We start from the raw sequence: 18968 nt of genomic DNA on the forward strand, positions 1-18968 counted from the left end.
TAATATTATTTTTATCTTCTATATTATCATTAACAATAGTTTAATATTTCACTTTCTATAGGATTTAAAGATTCAATTTCCTTTTTTATATCTTTAATTCCATAGCATAGATTAATTATTTTCTTATATAAAACTAAAATCTCTTTTAAATCTTCACCTTTAATAAGCTTATTAAATAACTCATTATAAGCTTCCTTTTTTAAAATGTCCTTTAAAAATTTTAATTTATTAAGATGAAAATTTAAATTCTCAAGATTAATTAAATATTCATTTTTTATTTGATTTTCAAAATTAACAAAATTAGTAAGGTTGTTTTCTTGATCTATTAGGTTCTTTTTATTCTTAAATAAACCAAAGAATTTATTTTTCTTTTTTTGAGTAAGCAAATGATAATTATATTTAAAGTTTACTATATTAACTAAATTATTTATATCGTTATACTTCATATCAGGATTAATAGAAAATGTTTCTATAAAATCCGAAGTATATTGAGATTCAATAAAAGAAATTTTAAACTCAGCATCTTTTACTAACTCATCTATTTTACTAATTATTAAATCTAATTCATTATAATTAATTTTATCTTTTAGAATTTTTATCATATTATTGTTAGTAAATCTTCTATATCTTATATACCTTTTTATTACATCAGAGTTTATAAGTTTATTTACAGTACTATAAATTTCACTATAGCTATATTTTTCAAGGGGCTTCTTTATTCTAAAAATCTTATAATACTTAAAAAGATAGTCATATTTGCTTAAACAATTATTAGTTATAGTATATTTGTCTAATATAGATAGTGATTTCTCACTTTGATCAGTAAAAAAGCTTAATATAGATCTTATAAGATTCACATTTTTATCAATATTTCTTGATAGTAAATTTACTTTACTTATAAGTGTTTTGCCTGTTAACTGTGGTAAACTTAATATTTGTTCTTTTACACAAGCATCAATATCAATATTTTCTTTAAATTGAATAACTCTACTTCCTAAGGATGTTATAATTTCACTTTCTTTAATTTCATTAATATAAGTGTTTGATAAAACTAATATTTGTTTTTTATTAAACAAAAAATCAGATAAAAGATAGTTAAATATATCCAATAAACATTCATAACTATGCTCAGTAATTATTAAATGTTCATATTCATATGAATATTTCAAAATCAATTCAGATATATAGCTAAAATTATATAAGTCTAAAACATTTTTTTCTTTATCAAAATCATTTACCATATATTAAATTTCGTTGCTAATCTAAAGCAACTCCTCCCCATTTAATTTAAAGTTAATAGTTTTAATACAATATATTCATAAAAATTAAAAATTATAATAAGTTTTAATTTATAATTTTACTTTATTGTCTATAATAACTAATAGCTTAAAATTAAGGAGTTGATCTTTTGAAGAAAATTTATAAATACATAGTAACATTTTTTGCAACATCTTTTGTAACTATTATAATTATTGTGTTTCACTTCAAAGGTGCACTTATATTGACATATGATATTATTAAAGAATTAAAAAATTCAGATAAGAGTATTGCTACACTAGGTGAATTAACAGACTATTATGCATCTACATCTATGGATGTAATGAATTTGAAGTATAAGGAAAGTACCTCTAACGAAGTATTTTTAGACATATATAAACCTACTAAAACAAATGAATCCTCACCTGTTATTATATATGTCCATGGAGGAAGTTGGATATATGGAGATAATGGAATACCTATAGGCTTGGACCCTATAGTAAATGCATTCAATAAAAGGGGGTTTACTATAATAAGTTTATCTTATCAACTATTAAAAGAAGATACTCCTATATCTAATCCAATAAGTGATGTAAAAGATGCAATAAGGTGGGTTTATAAAAATAAAGAAGAATACAATTTTAATACTAATGAAATTGGATTGCTTGGAATATCTTCAGGAGCTCATTTATCTTTACTTGCGGCTTATTCAGAGGAAGATGATTTTATGGGAGATGAAGATCTAGCAAAGTATCCTTCAAATGTTAAATATGTTATTGATGTTTTTGGTCCAACCGAGTTATCTACTTTAGATTTTTCATTAGTAGAAGATACTTATAAAGAAGGTATTGAAAAGTTAAAAGAAACCCCCTTTTTTAAGGAAGCTTATAGTCCTATTAATTATGTAAATGAAAACTCTCCAAGTACTTTAATAATACATAGTAAAAATGATGAATTAGTGCCTTATAAAAATTCATTAGATTTATACTCTAAACTTCAACAATTAAAAATAAGTTCTAAGTTACTTACCTTAAGTTCTGGAGGGCATAATTTTTACGGTTTTGATAATAAAGAAATTGCAGCATTAATATTTGAAACATTAAAATTTCTTTCTTCTAATACCTCATTATAAAAAATAAATAACCAGTTAATAAATATTCTGATTTAAATATCAAAGATCAAATATCAAAGATCAAATATCTATTAACTGGAATTTAACTTTATTTTATATTAAATTATATTCTAAAAAATCATTTATAATCTTAGTAACAATAAAAATATCAAAACTATAAAATATATTTTTTTTATATATTATAAGTAACTCCATATTTAGTGTAGTATTCATCTATAGTTTTCTTCATATTATCATCTATATATACTTTGCCATTTATTTCTCTATTATATAAATAAGTTACAATTTCCTTCATTGTAACTATAGAATATGTACTTATACCAAATATCTCTTTTATTTCTTCTTGAGCAGATTTTTCAGATTTCCCTTTTTCCATTCTATCTACTGATATAATAAGTCCTCGTATATCTACATTTCCTTGTGCTTTTAAAATTGGTACTGTTTCATGTATAGATGTACCAGCAGTCATAACATCCTCAACTATTACAATCCTCGTATCATCTTTAATAGAGCCTCCTAAAAGTATTCCACCTTCACCATGATCTTTAATTTCTTTTCTGTTTGAACAATAATTTACATTGATATTATATAATTCATTTAAAGAAATTGCTGTGGTTACTGTTAACGGAATCCCTTTATATGCAGGTCCAAATAATACATCTAAATCTTCCTTAAAATGTTCATATATAGTCTTAGCATAAAATTCTCCTAATTTTTTTAATTGTATTCCTGTAGTGTAATTACCTGTATTTATAAAAAATGGAGTTTTTCTACCACTTTTAGTTAAAAAATCTCCAAATTTCAATACATTACTTTCAATCATAAATTCAATAAATTCTTCCTTATATCTTTCCATATTACCAATTCCTTTCTAATAAACAAATATTAAATATAAAAAATTTAATATTATACGTATAAGTTATTTATAATTTTATCATTATTTTATATAAAATACTAATGTTTTGAAAGAAAAAAGCATTAAATAAAAATTTAATGCTTTTCTCCTTTAAATTGTGAATATCAAATTTTATCCTCTAGCTTCTTTATTTAATTCATATAATCTTTGTCTTTCTGGTAATGTAAGTTCAGTAGCACCTTCTCTTTTTTCAATAAGCTTTTGTAATTCTTGAAATTTTGCATCACCTAATTTAAGTTTTATTATTTCTGCTTTCATATTTTTTAGTTCATTTTTTTCAGAAATATTTAATGTCTCACCATTATTAATTTTTTCTCTTAGAATATTTAGTTTTTCTTTTTGTGATGCATCTAGATAGCCTTCATTTTTGGAGTCCAAAAGTCATCAAATTTGTCTTTATTTAAGGCAATACTTATATTATTTGAAACTCTAAAAGCATTGCCTTTATTTTTTACATCATCAGCTTGTACGATATTAAATTTCGAAAAGTTTATTAGGGTCGCTGCTAAAATAAAAAATGTAGATAATTTTTTAATCATCTTTTGTACCTCCTTTTTTAGATATTCACATTATTAGTATGTGAATAATTTTAAATTTTAAATAAAGAAATTTTTACTATAATAAACTAATTTTAAAATTATGAATATTATTAATTGTAAATACTAAAATAAGCAAGCAAAGACAATTAATCTTTTAGTTGTAAATACTTATCTACAGACAATGCAGCTTCTAATCCTTCTCTAATTGCCCATACAACTAAAGATTGCCCTCTCCTAGCATCACCACATACAAATATTTTTTCTTTATTAGTTATAAAATTTTTATATTCTGCTTTAATATTACCTCTATTATCTAAATCTACACCAAAACTATTACTTATATATTTTTCAGTTCCTAAAAAGCCCATTGCTAGTAATACTACATCTACTTCAAGTATTTCTTCACTATTAGGTATTTCTCTAAATGACACTCTACCATTTTCATCTTTAATCCATTCAACTTTTACAGTAATAGCAGACTTTACATTACCTTCTTCATCACCAATAAACTCTTTTACACTAGTACAATATCTTCTAGGCTCATATCCTAATACTTCTATTGCTTCTTCTTGTCCATAATCTACCTTTAATGTTCTACTCCATTGTGGCCATGGATTATTAGAAAGTCTTTCCTTTGGAAGAGGATTAGTTATTTCTAATTGAATTACAGATTTACACCCTTGTCTAATAGATGTTGCTACACAGTCAGTACCAGTATCTCCGCCACCGATTATTAATACATTTTTATCTTTACATGAAATAAAGTTACTACTTTTATTACAATTATCTAATAATTGTCTTGTATTTTCTTTTAAATAGTTTACTGCAAATTCTATTCCCTTTAAATTTCTGCCTCTAACATTTAGATCTCTAGGTTTTGTAGCTCCAGTTGCTAAAACAATAGCTTCATAATCTTCTAATACTTTTTCCTTTAATTCATTATCTTTACATATATCAGATTTAGTGAAAAATTTAATTCCCTCTTCTTCCATTAAATTAACTCTTCTGTTTACTACATCTTTATCTAGCTTCATATTAGGAATTCCATACATTAAAAGTCCACCAATTCTGTCTTCTCTTTCATATACCTCTACAGAATATCCAAGCTTATTTAAAAGATAACTGCTTGCAAGTCCAGCTGGTCCAGAACCTATTACTGCAACCTTCTTGTTATTTCTATATTTAGGAGGAGTTGCTACAATTTTTTTATCATTAAAAGCTTTCTCTATTATATATCTTTCATTTTCCTTTATGCTTACAGCTGGAGAATTAATTGATACTGTACAGGCTGATTCACAAGGAGCTGGACAGACTCTACCTGTGAATTCTGGAAAAGGATTTGTTTTTAAAAGTCTTTTTAAGGCTAAGTCCCAATTTTCTCTATATATTAAATCATTAAACTCTGGTATTAAATTATTTAATGGACATCCTGATGCCATTCCATTTATAAGAATACCTGATTGGCAAAATGGCACACCACAATCCATACATCTTGCACCTTGTTTTACTTGTTCATCTTCTGAAAGTAAATTGTGAAACTCATTATAATGAGTTATTCTTTCTTTGGCAGGAGTATTTATTCCTACTTTTCTTTCAAATTCTAAAAATCCAGTTGGTTTTCCCATTATATAGCACTCCTTTCATAAAATGCTGCAAGTAAAGCATCCTCATTGTTTAAACCTTCAGCCTTCTTTTTGTCGATTAAAGTAATTATTTTTTTATAATCATTTGGAACTACTTTAACAAAATGTTTACTTTCATCAGTCCAATTATCTAATAATCTTCTTCCAAGGTCAGATTCTGTAGCTTCAACATGTTCTTCTATTAAAGCTTTAAGATTTTCTAAATCATTAGAATCTAAATTTTCTATTTGAACCATTTCTTTATTTAAATTATTGTTAAATTGCTCTTTTTTATTGTATACATATGCAATTCCACCACTCATACCAGCTGCAAAGTTTATTCCACATTCACCAAGTAAAACTACAACTCCACCTGTCATATATTCACAACCATGTGCTCCAACACCTTCAACAACAGCTGTTGCTCCAGAATTTCTAACACAGAATCTTTCTCCAGCAACACCATTTATAAAGATTTTTCCAGATGTAGCACCATATAATGCTACGTTACCAATTATTATATTTTCTTCAGGTTTTAAATCACAATCCTTAGGATTCTTAACTATTATTTTACCTCCAGATAATCCCTTACCTAAATAATCATTACAATCTCCAGTAACCTTTATTGTAACCCCCTTAGGTACGAAAGCTCCTATACTTTGTCCGCCAGCACCAGTACAGTTTAATATTATTGAATCATCATTTAAAGTATTGTATCCATATTTTCTAGTTATTTCAGAACCAAGTAGTGTTCCAAGTGTTCTATCAGTATTCATTATATCTATATCTATATTTATAGGCGTTTTTCCATGAAAATTCTTATTAACAATAGGAATTAATAAGTCTTTATCTAGAGTGTTAATGCTTGGTGAGCTATAATTTTTATTAAATTTATTTGCTGTAAAGAATCTTTTATCTTCAATAAAAACTGATGATAAGTTTATTTTGCTACGTTTAAAGCCTTTAATGTTTTCTTTTTGTTTTAATCTATCAAAACGTCCTACCATTTCTTCAACAGTTCTAAAGCCTAATTTAGACATATATTCTCTTAACTCTTCTGCAATAAAATACATAAAGTTAATTACATATTCAGGTTTACCACTAAATCTTTTTCTTAGTTCCTTATTTTGAGTTGCTATTCCAACAGGGCAAGTATCTAAATTACAAACTCTCATCATAGCACATCCTAAGGATATAAGAGGAGCTGTTGCAAATCCAAATTCTTCAGCTCCAAGTAGTGCTGCTATTGCTACATCTCTACCTGTCATAAGCTTACCATCTGTTTCTAATCTAACTCTATCTCTTAAACCATTTAAAATTAATGTTTGATGAGTTTCTGCAAGTCCAAGTTCCCATGGTAATCCAGCATTCTGAATTGACGTCTTAGGAGAAGCTCCTGTACCACCATCATGTCCTGAAATTAAAATTAAAGAAGCTCCAGCCTTTGCGACACCAGTTGCTACTGTTCCTACTCCTGCTTCTGAAACAAGCTTTACTGAAACATCAGCTTTATGATTAGCCTGTTTTAAATCGTATATAAGTTGAGCTAAATCTTCTATTGAATATATATCATGATGTGGTGGTGGAGATATAAGTCCAACTCCTGTAGTTGCACCTCTTGTTTTAGCTATCCAAGGATATACTTTATTACCTGGTAATTGTCCACCTTCACCTGGTTTTGCCCCTTGAGCCATCTTTATTTGTAGTTCATCTGCATTAACTAAATATTCAGATGTAACTCCGAATCTACCAGAAGCAATTTGTTTTATTGAGGATCTTCTTAAATCTCCATTTTCATCAGCCACAAATCTATTGCTATCTTCTCCACCTTCACCAGTGTTAGATCTACCACCGATTCTGTTCATAGCTATAGCTAAAGCTTCATGAGCTTCTTTAGAAATTGAACCATATGACATAGCTCCTGTTTTAAATCTTTTTACAATAGATTCAACTGGTTCAACCTCATTTAATGGTATTGGATTATTTAAGAATTTAAAATCCATTAAACTTCTTAAAGTTATAAAACTTTCATCGTTATTTAGTAAATTTGAATATTCTTTAAAAAGGCTATAGCTCCCTGTTTTCGTAGCTTCTTGTAATTTATGAATTGTCAATGGATTATACAAATGTTCTTCTTTTCCAGATCTTAATTTATCTTTTCCTATTGAATCTAAAGTGAATTCAAAGTTTATACTGCTCTTTTTAAATGCATTATTATGTCTAATTAATACCTCTTCTTGTATTTCTTTTAAGGAAATACCACCTATTCTACTAACTGTATTTGTAAAGTATTTATTAATAACTTCATTATTTATACCTACAGCTTCAAGTATTTGAGCACCTCTATATGATTGAATCGTTGATATACCCATTTTTGAAATTATTTTTACTAGTCCCTTTAGTACAGACTTATTATATTTTTTTATAGCTACATCGTAATCTTCATTTAACAAGCTATCTTCTTTTAATTGCTTTATACATTCATAAGCTAAGTATGGATTTATAGCAGATGCTCCAAAGGATATAAGTGTTGCAAAATGATGAACTTCTCTAGGTTCAGCACTTTCAATTATTATATCTATTTTGCTTCTAAGTCCCCTTCTAATAAGATAATGATGAACTGAAGAAAGAGCCAATAATGAAGGTATAGGTATTAACTTATTATTTACTCCTCTGTCTGTTAAAATTAAAATATTATAATCTTCATTACATCCTTTTTCAACTTCTATTGATAAGTTTTTAAGAGCCTTTTCTAAATCATATTCTCCATTTTCTCTGCCATATAAAATACTTATTGTTTTAGTTTTAAAGTTTTCACTATCTATATTCTTTATCTTTGATAAATCCTCATTTGATAGAATTGGTGAAGATAGCTTTATTTGCTTACAGTTATTTTCTGAATCCTCTAATATATTTCCTTGTGATCCTACATAAACTGTAGTTGATGTAATAATTTCCTCTCTTATTGCATCTATAGGCGGATTTGTTACCTGAGCAAATAATTGCTTAAAGTAATTAAATAGTAATTGTGGTGTATCTGATAAAACAGCAAGTGGTGTATCAACTCCCATTGAAGATAATGGTTCTTGTCCAGTTTCACTCATTGGAAGAATTGTATTTTTCAAATCATCATAACTATAGCCAAATGCTTTCATCATTATATTTCTTTCATCATCAGAGATGTTTATAGTATCATCAGAGATGTTTATAGTATCATCTGAAGATGTTTTTATTTTATCTAAGGTTAAAATGTTATTTTCTATCCATTTTAAATAAGGTAATCTTGAGTAATATTTTTCTTTTAATTCAGAATCATCTATAAATTTCTTGTTTTTAGTATCAACTAAAAGTATTTTTCCTGGAGTTAATCTTCCTTTAGATACTATTTCTTCATTTTTGATATCAAGAGCACCAACTTCAGATGATAATATTAAATTATTATCTTTAGTTACATAATATCTAGCAGGTCTTAATCCATTTCTATCTAGGGTTGCTCCCATCACATCTCCATCAGTAAATACTATAGCTGCTGGTCCATCCCATGGTTCCATTAAAGTTGCATTATATTCAAAAAATGCTCTTTCAGCATTAGATATAGATTCATTTTTATCCCATGGCTCAGGAACAAGCATCATTATTGCTTCTTCAATATTTCTTCCATTCATAATTAAAAATTCTAGTGTATTATCTAATATTGCAGAGTCTGATCCTTCAGTATTTATTATAGGTAATACTTTTTTTAAATTTTCACCAAATACCTTTGATTTTAAATTACCTTCTCTTGCAAATAAACTATTTATGTTACCTCTAAGAGTGTTAATTTCACCATTATGAATTATATATCTATTAGGATGAGCTCTTTTCCAACTAGGAACAGTATTCGTACTATATCTTGAATGCACCATTGCTATTGAAGACTCTACTTTTGCATTTGTTAAATCTTTATAAAAGTTTTTAAGTTGTCCTGATAGAAGTAATCCTTTATAAACAATTGTTTTACATGAAAGTGATGAAATATAAGCATTCTCAGTAACTAGCTCTTTTTCGAATCTTCTTCTTAATATATATAATCTTCTTTCAAATTCTTTAAAGTCTTTAATTTCAGAAGGCCTCTCAATTATAACCTGCTTAAAACATGGCATTGATGAAATAGCAAAACTTCCTAATTCTGCTGGATTTATTGGAACCTCTCTCCAAGCTAAAATCTTAAGTCCTTCTTCTACACATAGTTTTTCAAAAATTCTTATACAATTTTCTCTATCAAACTCATCTATTGGTAAAAAGAACATTCCAACTGCATATTCTTCTTCTTTTGGTAATATAACACCTAATCTCTGGAGTTCTTCTTTAAAAAATCTGTGGGGTATTTGGAATAGTATACCTGATCCATCCCCAGTCTTCCCATCTGCTCCTGTTCCACCCCTATGTTCTAAATTAATTAAAATATTTAACGCATCTTCTACAGCCTTATGAGTTTTTTTCCGTCAATATTTACAACTGCACCTATTCCGCATGCATCATGTTCAAATGAACTTCTATATAGTCCTATATCTTTATGCATTTTTATCCTCCTTTCAATATTTTCTTATAGACAAATAGAGTTTTATACTAATCCTATTAATTTAATTAAATAGATTAGTATAAAACTTAGTTATTTATCTGATAAAATTTTGTTTGAAAAATCAACCATTTTTAAGCCTAGATCCATACTACATTTTTGGATATATCGAAATGCTTCATTTTCAGTTAATCCTTTTTGTTGCATAAGTAAACCTTTTGCTTTTTCAATGACTTTTCTTTCTTTAATTTTTGTCTCTAGTACATCTACCTTTTCTTTTAGTTTTCTTACTTTTCGCTCACTTTGATAAATCATATCTAATGAATTTATTAATATAGAATTATTTATGGGACTAGATATACAAAATATATCTGTTTCTTCTTGAACAAAAGACTTATATGGCTCATTTACTACTGCAAGAAAACTACACATTTCTCCAATATTATTATATATATCTATTAAATTCATATCCTTAAATTTGTAACCACTAATAACTATAGAAGGTGATAGTTGTCTTATAGCACGTATAAGTTCATTTCCATAAGTGCATACAGTTAAAACATTATAGCCACTTCCCATTAAAACAGCTTTGATTTTTTGTCCTATGTCTTCATTATTTAGTGCAACTATAACATCTATTGCCATTTACATTGCTCCCTTACAAGTAAAAATTAATATTGTTTTAAATAGTTATCTAGCTCCCACATATGAACTTTACTTCTATAATCATCCCATTCAACTTTTTTTGCTTTTATATAATTGTTGAAAGTATGCTCTCCTAGTGTTTTCTTTACTAATTCACTCTCTTCCATATATTTAATAGCTTCTTCTAAGCTGCCTGGTAAGTTATCAATACTTTCTAATTCCCTTTCTTCTGCTGTCATTTTAAATATATTTTTTTCTATTCTTGTAGGTGGAACTAAGTTATTCTTAATACCATCAAGTCCAGCGGCTAAAAGACATGCTAGAACTAAGTAAGGATTTGCACTTGGATCTGGACATCTAAGTTCAATTCTAGTACCATTTCCTCTTGAAGCAGGAACCCTTATTAAAGGACTTCTGTTTTTTGCAGACCAAGCTATATAAACTGGAGCTTCATATCCTGGAACTAGTCTCTTATATGAATTAACTAGTGGATTAGTTATTGCTGATATCCCCTTAATATTCTTAATTAAACCGGCTATAAAACTATAAGCTGTTCTACTTAATCCTAATTCATCATTTTCATCCACAAAAGCATTTTTCCCATCTTTGTTTAATGACATATTTATATGCATTCCTGAACCATTTATACCAAAGAAAGGCTTAGGCATAAATGTAGCATGTAACCCATGTCTTTGAGCTATTGATTTAACAACCAACTTAAATGTCATTATATTATCAGCAGTTGTTAAAGCATTTTCATACTTAAAATCTATTTCATTTTGTCCTGCTGCAACTTCATGATGTGAAGCTTCTATTTCAAAGCCCATATCTTCTAAAACTAAGCTAATATCTCTTCTAACATTTTCTCCAGCATCTAAAGGACTTAAATCAAAGTATCCTGCATCATCTTGAGTTTTTAGTTTAGGATTTCCATACTCATCCGTATCTAATAAGAAAAACTCACATTCAGGTCCAACATTCATTGAATATCCTAAAGCCTCTGCTTCTTTCAAAACATTTTTTAAAACATTTCTTGGATCTCCTTCAAATGGTGTTCCATCAGGTCTATATACATCACATATTAAACGTGCAACTTTACCTTGTTGCGGTCTCCATGGAAAAATTACAAAGCTATCTAAGTTTGGTCTTAAATACATATCTGATTCTTCTATTCTAACAAAGCCAGATATAGATGAACCGTCAAACATTATTTGATTATCTAAAGCTTTTTCTAATTGTCTATCTGTTATTGCAACATTTTTTAATGCTCCAAAAATATCAGTAAATTGTAATCTAATAAATTTAACCCCATTTTCTTCTACTAATTTTTTAATATCTTCTCTTGAATATTTTGGCATAAAGTACTCCCCCTTAAATTTTTTATAAAAAAAGGCGAACAATAGAAAGCTTTCTATTGAACGCCGTTGTTCAAGTTATTTTTTACCATTATATTATTATTTTATTTATTTTGCAACTATTTTTTTAAAATTTTTTTTAATAAACTTCATTATTTCTATATATTTTATATTATTTGTTTAGAATATCTATTATAATCGTAAAATAAACTAAGAAAGTTTATTAACAAATCTTTTTATTCTCTTTACTGCTTCAATCAAATCTTCGGTAGAAGAAGCGTAACATGCTCTTATATATCCTTCTCCACATTCGCCAAAAGCATTACCTGGAACCGCTAGAACCTTCTCTTCCATTAATAATTTCTCACAAAATTCATCTGAACTCATTCTTGTTGATTTTATGCAAGGAAAGACATATAATGCCCCCATTGGCTCAAAACAATCTAATCCCATTTCTCTAAACCCTTCAACAAGGATACGTCTTCTTCTATTATATTCTCTAGACATTTCTTTAACACTATCATCACCATTTTTCAGCGCTTCTATAGCTGCATATTGAGCAGTTGTTGGTGAACACATTATTGCATACTGATGTATCTTTTTTAAGGCCTCTATTAATATTTTATTTCCACAAACATAGCCTAATCTCCAACCAGTCATTGCATAAGCCTTAGAAAATCCATTTATAACTAATGTTTTATCTCTTACTTCACTAAAACTAGCAATTGAAAAATGATCTTTATCATAAGACAATTCAGCATAAATTTCATCAGATAAAATTATTATTTCTCTATCTTTTAACACATCAACTATATCTTTTAACTCGTCTTTTGTCATAATAGCTCCAGTTGGATTATTAGGAAATGGAATTATTACAACTTTTGTTTTAGGGGTTATAGCTTCTTCTAAAAGTTTAGCTGTTAATTTAAACTCATCCTCAGCTCTTAAATTAATTATTTTAGGTGTAGCACCACAAAATGTTGCACATCCTTTATATGCCACAAAACTAGGCTCTGGAATTATAACCTCATCTCCAGGTCCTACAAGGGCTCTTAATGCTAAATCTATTCCTTCACTTCCACCAACAGTTACTAATATTTCGCTAGATGAATCATAGTTTAGGTTAAACCTTCTATTTAAATATTTTGATATTTCTTCTCTTAATTCAATAAAACCAGCATTAGAGGAGTAATGAGTTTGTCCTTTTTCTAATGAATAAATACCTGCTTCTATAACATTCCATGGAGTAACAAAATCAGGTTCTCCAACACCTAAGGATATAACATCATCCATTTCATTGATTAAATCAAAATATTTTCTTATACCTGATGGCGGCATATTCCTAACATTGTCTAATATCATATCTTCTAAAATCATATAAAAATAGCCTCCCTATCTTCAGTTTTTCTTTCCTTAAATATAGTTCCATGATCTTTATATTTCTTTAGTACAAAGTGTGTAGCAGTACCTGTTACATATTCTTGAACTGCAAGCTTTTCAGATACAAATAAAGCTACCTCTTTCATTGTTTTCCCTTCTACAATTACAGTTAAATCAAATCCACCTGAAGACATTAAATAACATGCTTTAACTTGCTTAAATTTATATATTCTTTCTGCAACTTTATCAAATCCAGCACCTCTTTGAGGGGTTATCTTAACTTCTATTAAGGCTGTAACTGTTTCCTTACCTGTATTTTCCCAATTGATAAGAGCCGTATATCCTGCTATTATGCTTTTTTCTTCATAGTCCCTTATGGCTTCTCTTACTTCCTCTATTGTTTTTCCTGTCATTAATGCAATTTCTTCATCACTGTACCTACTGTTTTTTTCCAATACTTCTAAGATCTCATCCATTTTAAATACCTCCATATAAAAAAATAAGTCCTTCATCCACACAAAGGGACGAAGGACACTGTTTCGCGGTACCACCCTAATAAGTAAAATTTAATTTACTCACTCAGCTTGAATATATACAATATTCAATTCTCTATAACATGAGAAAACGTCAATATCTAATTAAGAATTTACATTCTTATTTTTCAATACGAGATTCAAAGGCTGCTTCATTTAACATATCATACTAATTTTCCACCTAAATATAGCTCTCTTTAATGCTTAGTTAAAATACTCTTCCTTATCATTATCTTTTAAATATTCTATTTTTTATTATTATAATAACAAAGTAACAAAACTTCAATAGGTTTTTTATATAAAAAGTAAATTATTTTTATTATTATCTGATTCTTAAATTTTTGTTTCCTTCATCATTTGAAAAAATAAGAGAAAACAAAATACTAAACAGTAAAATAACTAGTATTAATAATATTGAAATTGATACAGAAATTTCAATATTAAAATATAAAATTAGGAGCTTTAAACCTGTAAACATTAGTATTAATGCTACTCCATATTTCATAAATTTGAACATTCCATTTAATCTATTAAGTATATAATACATACTCCTTAAACAAATAATAGCAAATATATTTGAAGTATATACTATAAGCGGATTTTGAGTTATAGAAAAAATTGCAGGAATAGAATCTAAAGCAAACAATACGTCTGAACTTTCTATTATTATTAAAATTATAAACAATGGTGTAGCATAAAGCCGTTTATTTATTTTTACAAAGAATTTATGCCCTTCTAATTTATCATGAATAGGTATAACCTTTTGGAAAACTCTAATAATCGGATTTTTACTAAAATCAATATTATTATCGCTATGAAACATCATTTTAGCACCACTAAATATTAATATAATTCCAAATATATATATTATAAAATGGAATTTATTTATAATTTCTATACCTAATATTATAAATATAAGTCTTAATACCATTGCTCCTAATATTCCATATTTTAAAACTCGTTGTTGAAACTCTAATGGTATTTTAAAAGTCGAAAATACCATTAGGAACAAAAATAAATTATCTAAGCTAAGAGACATTTCAATTATATATCCACCTAAAAATTCAACAGCTGGTTTTAGTCCAAATGAGAGATATATGTATATATTAAATATTATAGCTAGTCCTATCCAAAATATTAAATTAAAAAAAGATTTTTTACCCTCATATAAATACACTTCCTAAAAGATTATTCTTGGTATTATATGAAAATTAAATTTAATTTATTTCAATATAGATAAAAAAGTCGTCAAAGCGAGCTTACCGAACCGTCGATTTTTTTGTTCATGTGCATTTCCAAAGTTTGCCTGAGGAAAATCTCGTCTGTTCACTTTATTCTATTTTTTTACTCTATAGGAATAACTTTAACAACTTATATCCCATAAATGACTTATCTAAAGATTTTTAAGATATAATTTCCTATAAAGTAAAAAAGGAGCTACCATATGATAGCACCTAAATATAATTATTATACTTCACCAATAAGAGAAAATGGTTGAGCTCTTACTATCTTAACATTTACTAAGTCTCCAGCTTTTATATTCTCTCCAACAAAATTAACTAATTTTCCATTTCTTGTTCTTCCAGTTAATTTAGTTTCATCATTCTTACTCGGACCTTCTACTAATACTTCTACAACTTTTCCTTCATATACCTTATTACTTCTTATAACACCATCATTTACAGCTTTAATAAGTCTATCAAATCTATGGTGTTTATCAGCATCAGGAACTTGATTCAACATCATATCAGCAGGGGTATTGTTTCTTCTTGAATATATGAAAGTAAATGCAGAATCATATCCAACTCTTTCCACTAAATCTAAGGTTTCTAAGAAATCTTCTTCAGTTTCTCCTGGGAAACCAACTATAATATCTGTTGTTAATGATACATCTGGAATTTCCTTCTTTATCATATCTACTAACTCTAAATAGTATTCTTTAGTATAATGTCTGTTCATCTTCTTAAGTATTTTATCAGATCCACTTTGAACAGGAAGATGAATTTGTTCACATAACTTATCACATTCCTTTATTGCTAAAATAACATCCTTATTTAAATCTTTTGGATGAGATGTCATAAATCTTACTCTTTCTATACCATCAACTTCATTTATTTTTCTTAGAAGCTTAGCAAAATCTATATTTTCCTCTAATTCTTTTCCATAAGAGTTAACATTTTGCCCTAAAAGCGTTATTTCCTTATAGCCTTTTCCTACTAAATCCTTTATTTCATTTATAATATCATCTGATTTTCTACTTCTTTCTCTGCCTCTTACATATGGAACTACACAGTATGTACAGAAATTATTACATCCATACATTATAGTAACAAAAGCCTTTACATCACTTTGTCTATCTATCGGTACTCCTTCTACAATATCTGTTTCCTTATTAAATATTTCTTTAACCTGAACTCCTTCTGTTCTAACTCTATTTAAGTATTCTGGAAATTTATACGCGTTATGCGTTCCAAATATTATGTTAACATGTGGAAATTTCTTTAAAATTTTATCTGCCATACCTTCTTGTTGCATCATACATCCACATACTGCAATTATTAAATCAGGATTTTTCTTTTTTAAATGTTTTAACTCACCTAAGTTACCAAAAACTTTATTTTCAGCATTTTCTCTTACACAACAAGTATTATATATAATTATTCCTGCTTCTTCCAAAACTTCTGTTTTAGTATATCCAACCCTTTTTAGCATACCAGATAATTTTTCTGAGTCTTCCTCGTTCATCTGACAACCGTACGTTTGAATAAAGAAGTGTTGTTTTCCCATATTCTCTATATTCATATTTTTAAGTTCTTCTTTAAAATCAATAGCCATTATTTCTTCATCCTCCAACCTTAACCTTTATATACATTCTAATGTATTATAACAAAATAATTACATAAAATAAAGTAGGTCAATTAAAACAAACTTCTTAAATTAATGCAGGTAGTTTAGTAATGAATGTACTTATAGTTTTCTCCCGTCCTCTTATGATATTAAGACTATGCCATACAGGCATTTTTATTAGATCGTCTATATTAAATTCATTTCCTATCTCTTCCTTAAGTAAATTAAAGTTTTCTTTCTCACACCCAGCTAGTAGCATAAAATTACATCCAGTTCCCTTTAATGGCTCCCATAGCCTTCCGAACTGTTTTAAGAATTGGCATGTAAATACATAGGTTGTCCTAAATTTTCTGTCTTCTGCTACATTCTTTATCATAAGACTTGCACTATTATCTAATTGATGTATTTCATCAAGCATTATATGAACTACTTTCCTCTTCTCCCTATTTGGTATTAACGCAGCTCTCTTCTGCCCTGCTAGCTTCATTCTACTTAGAAAATATGTCATAACAATATCCTTTAATTCATAATCGGTGAAATAATCTTCTGGCATTAACACTAATACAACCTTATTTTGTTCAAATATATCAACGAAGTTAACATTATTTCTATCTATTCCTAAAAGCATTTCCTCCGTTCTGCTATCTCTCATAAGAGCATTAAATCTATCTAATACCCTATCCGCTTTTTCATTAGTCCCTACTGCATTTACTTTTCCATTCTTACTTACCTTTACTTCATCTAGGGACTTCATAATTTCAAACCTAAAATCATCTTCTCTATAAATATTCATTTCCTTTACTTTTTCAATTACAGTATATCTAAATCTATAGTTAGTAAGCACTTTATAAATAGAGTACATATCAGTATATCCAGCTAAAAAGGTTAAACTACAGGCTGATATTAATATATTCCTCATGTTAGCTGTAAGTGGTTGTGCATCACCTATATTTATTGTATTTATGAACTTCTCTATCAACATACAATAATCTGATGCAAATCTTTTTATTGTTCTTTCGTATTCTTCATCTTTTGGAATTGTATCAATATTCAACTCTGGATAATCAAATGTAAAACCTTTGCTAAGATCTAATATACTAACATCTTCTTTAGGAATATGCTTTGCTACTTCCCATGCATTTTTATTATTTTCTATATAATCAAAGTATATAATGCAATCTCCACCTTTCCATGCATTATATACATACTTTTCAAAATAAGTACTCTTTCCTGCTCCCTTTACAGCTACAATAGCTTTAGATAAACATAGCAAATCTTTTATTCTACTCCAGTAAGCTTCACCTTTGCCGCCATATATATTCCCTATAGGAATATATCCATCCTGCAGCTCCTTAGGTATATTTATCTCTGCAAAATCTAATCTTTCCATACCTAGTTCTTTTTGAAGTGTTATTTGTGGGAGTTGTAGTAAGTTCTGAAGTTCTGATACGCTTAATATCATTTTCATATCGTTTAAAGGTCTCCAAAACAACTCTCTATTTTCTATTCTTTTTAAGTTCTCTTTAGTGTTCTTAATATATCTTAATTCAAGCGTATTATCTAAATCTATACATCCAAAGCAATTAGAAAACTGCTCCATTATAAAATTTCTTCTACTTTCACTTCTAGAATACATTATTCCTCTTATAGATGTTTCAAAACCTTTTTCACTTCCTTTTTCAAGGGTTGCCCTTCTCAACCCTTTTTCTCTTCTAATTAAGTTTACATCATCATCTGTTGTGTCTATTTTTTCAACGCCATCTGGCCCGAATATAATTTCTTCAAGACAATATAATAATTCAAGTGCTCCATCTAAAGTAACATTTCCAAATATTCTAAATATATCTTTTAATTTAAGTTGAAATTTTTTAGGCATTTTACCATTTTTAAATTTAGTATAAGCTTGTGTATAGTTCTGCCACCAATCACTAGTTAAAGGCTCAATAATTACTTGATATATAAATTTCTCATCCTCTTTAAGATGTCTTTTTAAATCCAATATATATTTAAGTGGTTCAAGTCCTTTGTTAGTAGTTTTAAGTGAAAACATAAAATGTTCTTTATTTACTACTTCAGCAGCAGTCATATTTTTATCTATTTCTATATTATATTCTTTCATATCATCATCAAATTTAATTTTATCTATATACTTAGTATAAATCTTTTTAGTACTTTCTAAATTCC

At 27.7% G+C, this 18968-nt stretch carries 13 protein-coding genes, 1 pseudogene and 1 other annotated feature; of the genes and pseudogenes, 1 reads left to right on the plus strand and 13 read right to left on the minus strand.

Annotated features, from left to right (window positions below):
- Positions 1–29 precede the first annotated feature (29 nt).
- Positions 30–1241, minus strand: a complete 1212-nt coding sequence (locus tag A500_RS15375; protein WP_016208484.1) for a hypothetical protein — start codon at positions 1239–1241, stop codon at positions 30–32.
- Between the two features lie 167 nt (positions 1242–1408).
- Here A500_RS15375 and A500_RS15380 point away from each other — a divergent pair, with 167 nt between their 5' ends.
- Positions 1409–2389, plus strand: coding sequence for an alpha/beta hydrolase (locus A500_RS15380; RefSeq protein ID WP_016208485.1), 981 nt, complete (start codon positions 1409–1411; stop codon positions 2387–2389).
- Positions 2390–2561: 172 nt separating this feature from the next.
- Here A500_RS15380 and pyrE read toward each other — a convergent pair whose 3' ends face one another.
- The 12 genes and pseudogenes from pyrE to A500_RS20820 all read right to left on the minus strand — a co-directional run.
- Complete coding sequence (gene pyrE, locus A500_RS15385; RefSeq protein WP_016208486.1) at positions 2562–3245, minus strand: orotate phosphoribosyltransferase; 684 nt, start codon at positions 3243–3245, stop codon at positions 2562–2564.
- Positions 3246–3416: 171 nt separating this feature from the next.
- Positions 3417–3683: a hypothetical protein gene (locus A500_RS15390; RefSeq protein ID WP_016208487.1), complete on the minus strand. Its 267-nt coding sequence runs from the start codon at positions 3681–3683 to the stop codon at positions 3417–3419.
- Entirely contained in the window at positions 3656–3844 is a 189-nt protein-coding gene (locus A500_RS15395) for a hypothetical protein (protein ID WP_016208488.1), read from the minus strand. Before A500_RS15395 ends, A500_RS15390 begins: the two co-directional genes overlap by 28 nt.
- A 146-nt stretch (positions 3845–3990) precedes the next feature.
- On the minus strand, positions 3991–5469 hold the full coding sequence (locus A500_RS15400; protein WP_016208489.1) for a glutamate synthase subunit beta: 1479 nt from the start codon (positions 5467–5469) through the stop codon (positions 3991–3993).
- Positions 5469–10027 (minus strand): annotated as a pseudogene (gene gltB, locus A500_RS15405) (glutamate synthase large subunit). Before gltB ends, A500_RS15400 begins: the two are co-directional and overlap by 1 nt.
- Before the next feature lie 90 nt (positions 10028–10117).
- On the minus strand, positions 10118–10669 hold the full coding sequence (locus A500_RS15410) for an ANTAR domain-containing response regulator (RefSeq protein ID WP_016208492.1): 552 nt from the start codon (positions 10667–10669) through the stop codon (positions 10118–10120).
- Positions 10670–10695: 26 nt separating this feature from the next.
- A complete protein-coding gene (gene glnA, locus A500_RS15415) occupies positions 10696–12027 on the minus strand; it encodes a type I glutamate--ammonia ligase (protein WP_016208493.1) in 1332 nt (443 codons plus the stop codon).
- 207 nt (positions 12028–12234) lie between these two features.
- Positions 12235–13401, minus strand: coding sequence for an aminotransferase class I/II-fold pyridoxal phosphate-dependent enzyme (locus A500_RS15420; protein ID WP_016208494.1), 1167 nt, complete (start codon positions 13399–13401; stop codon positions 12235–12237).
- Positions 13398–13880, minus strand: a complete 483-nt coding sequence (locus tag A500_RS15425) for an Lrp/AsnC family transcriptional regulator (RefSeq protein ID WP_016208495.1) — start codon at positions 13878–13880, stop codon at positions 13398–13400. The genes A500_RS15420 and A500_RS15425 overlap by 4 nt, the downstream gene beginning before the upstream one ends.
- Before the next feature lie 41 nt (positions 13881–13921).
- Positions 13922–14176, minus strand: a binding site (T-box leader).
- 83 nt (positions 14177–14259) lie between these two features.
- A complete protein-coding gene (locus A500_RS15430; protein ID WP_016208496.1) occupies positions 14260–15114 on the minus strand; it encodes a TerC/Alx family metal homeostasis membrane protein in 855 nt (284 codons plus the stop codon).
- Positions 15115–15404: 290 nt separating this feature from the next.
- Entirely contained in the window at positions 15405–16739 is a 1335-nt protein-coding gene (gene miaB / locus A500_RS15435) for a tRNA (N6-isopentenyl adenosine(37)-C2)-methylthiotransferase MiaB (RefSeq protein WP_040436987.1), read from the minus strand.
- Positions 16740–16869: 130 nt separating this feature from the next.
- On the minus strand, positions 16870–18968 hold a 2099-nt coding region (locus A500_RS20820; protein ID WP_016208498.1), incomplete at its 5' end, for a hypothetical protein.

The sequence above is a fragment of the Clostridium sartagoforme AAU1 genome, assembly GCF_000401215.1.
In the GTDB taxonomy this organism is placed as follows: Bacteria; Bacillota; Clostridia; order Clostridiales; family Clostridiaceae; genus Clostridium; species Clostridium sartagoforme.

Coding starts and splice junctions, on each gene's coding strand:
- A500_RS15410 (WP_016208492.1), bottom strand. CDS start 10,669: ATGGCAATAGATGTTATAGTTGCACTAAATAATGAAGACATAGGACAA.
- A500_RS15420 (WP_016208494.1), bottom strand. CDS start 13,401: ATGATTTTAGAAGATATGATATTAGACAATGTTAGGAATATGCCGCCA.
- A500_RS15395 (WP_016208488.1), bottom strand. CDS start 3,844: ATGATTAAAAAATTATCTACATTTTTTATTTTAGCAGCGACCCTAATA.
- A500_RS15375 (WP_016208484.1), bottom strand. CDS start 1,241: ATGGTAAATGATTTTGATAAAGAAAAAAATGTTTTAGACTTATATAAT.
- A500_RS15400 (WP_016208489.1), bottom strand. CDS start 5,469: ATGGGAAAACCAACTGGATTTTTAGAATTTGAAAGAAAAGTAGGAATA.
- glnA (WP_016208493.1), bottom strand. CDS start 12,027: ATGCCAAAATATTCAAGAGAAGATATTAAAAAATTAGTAGAAGAAAAT.
- miaB (WP_040436987.1), bottom strand. CDS start 16,739: ATGAATATAGAGAATATGGGAAAACAACACTTCTTTATTCAAACGTAC.
- A500_RS15425 (WP_016208495.1), bottom strand. CDS start 13,880: ATGGATGAGATCTTAGAAGTATTGGAAAAAAACAGTAGGTACAGTGAT.
- pyrE (WP_016208486.1), bottom strand. CDS start 3,245: ATGGAAAGATATAAGGAAGAATTTATTGAATTTATGATTGAAAGTAAT.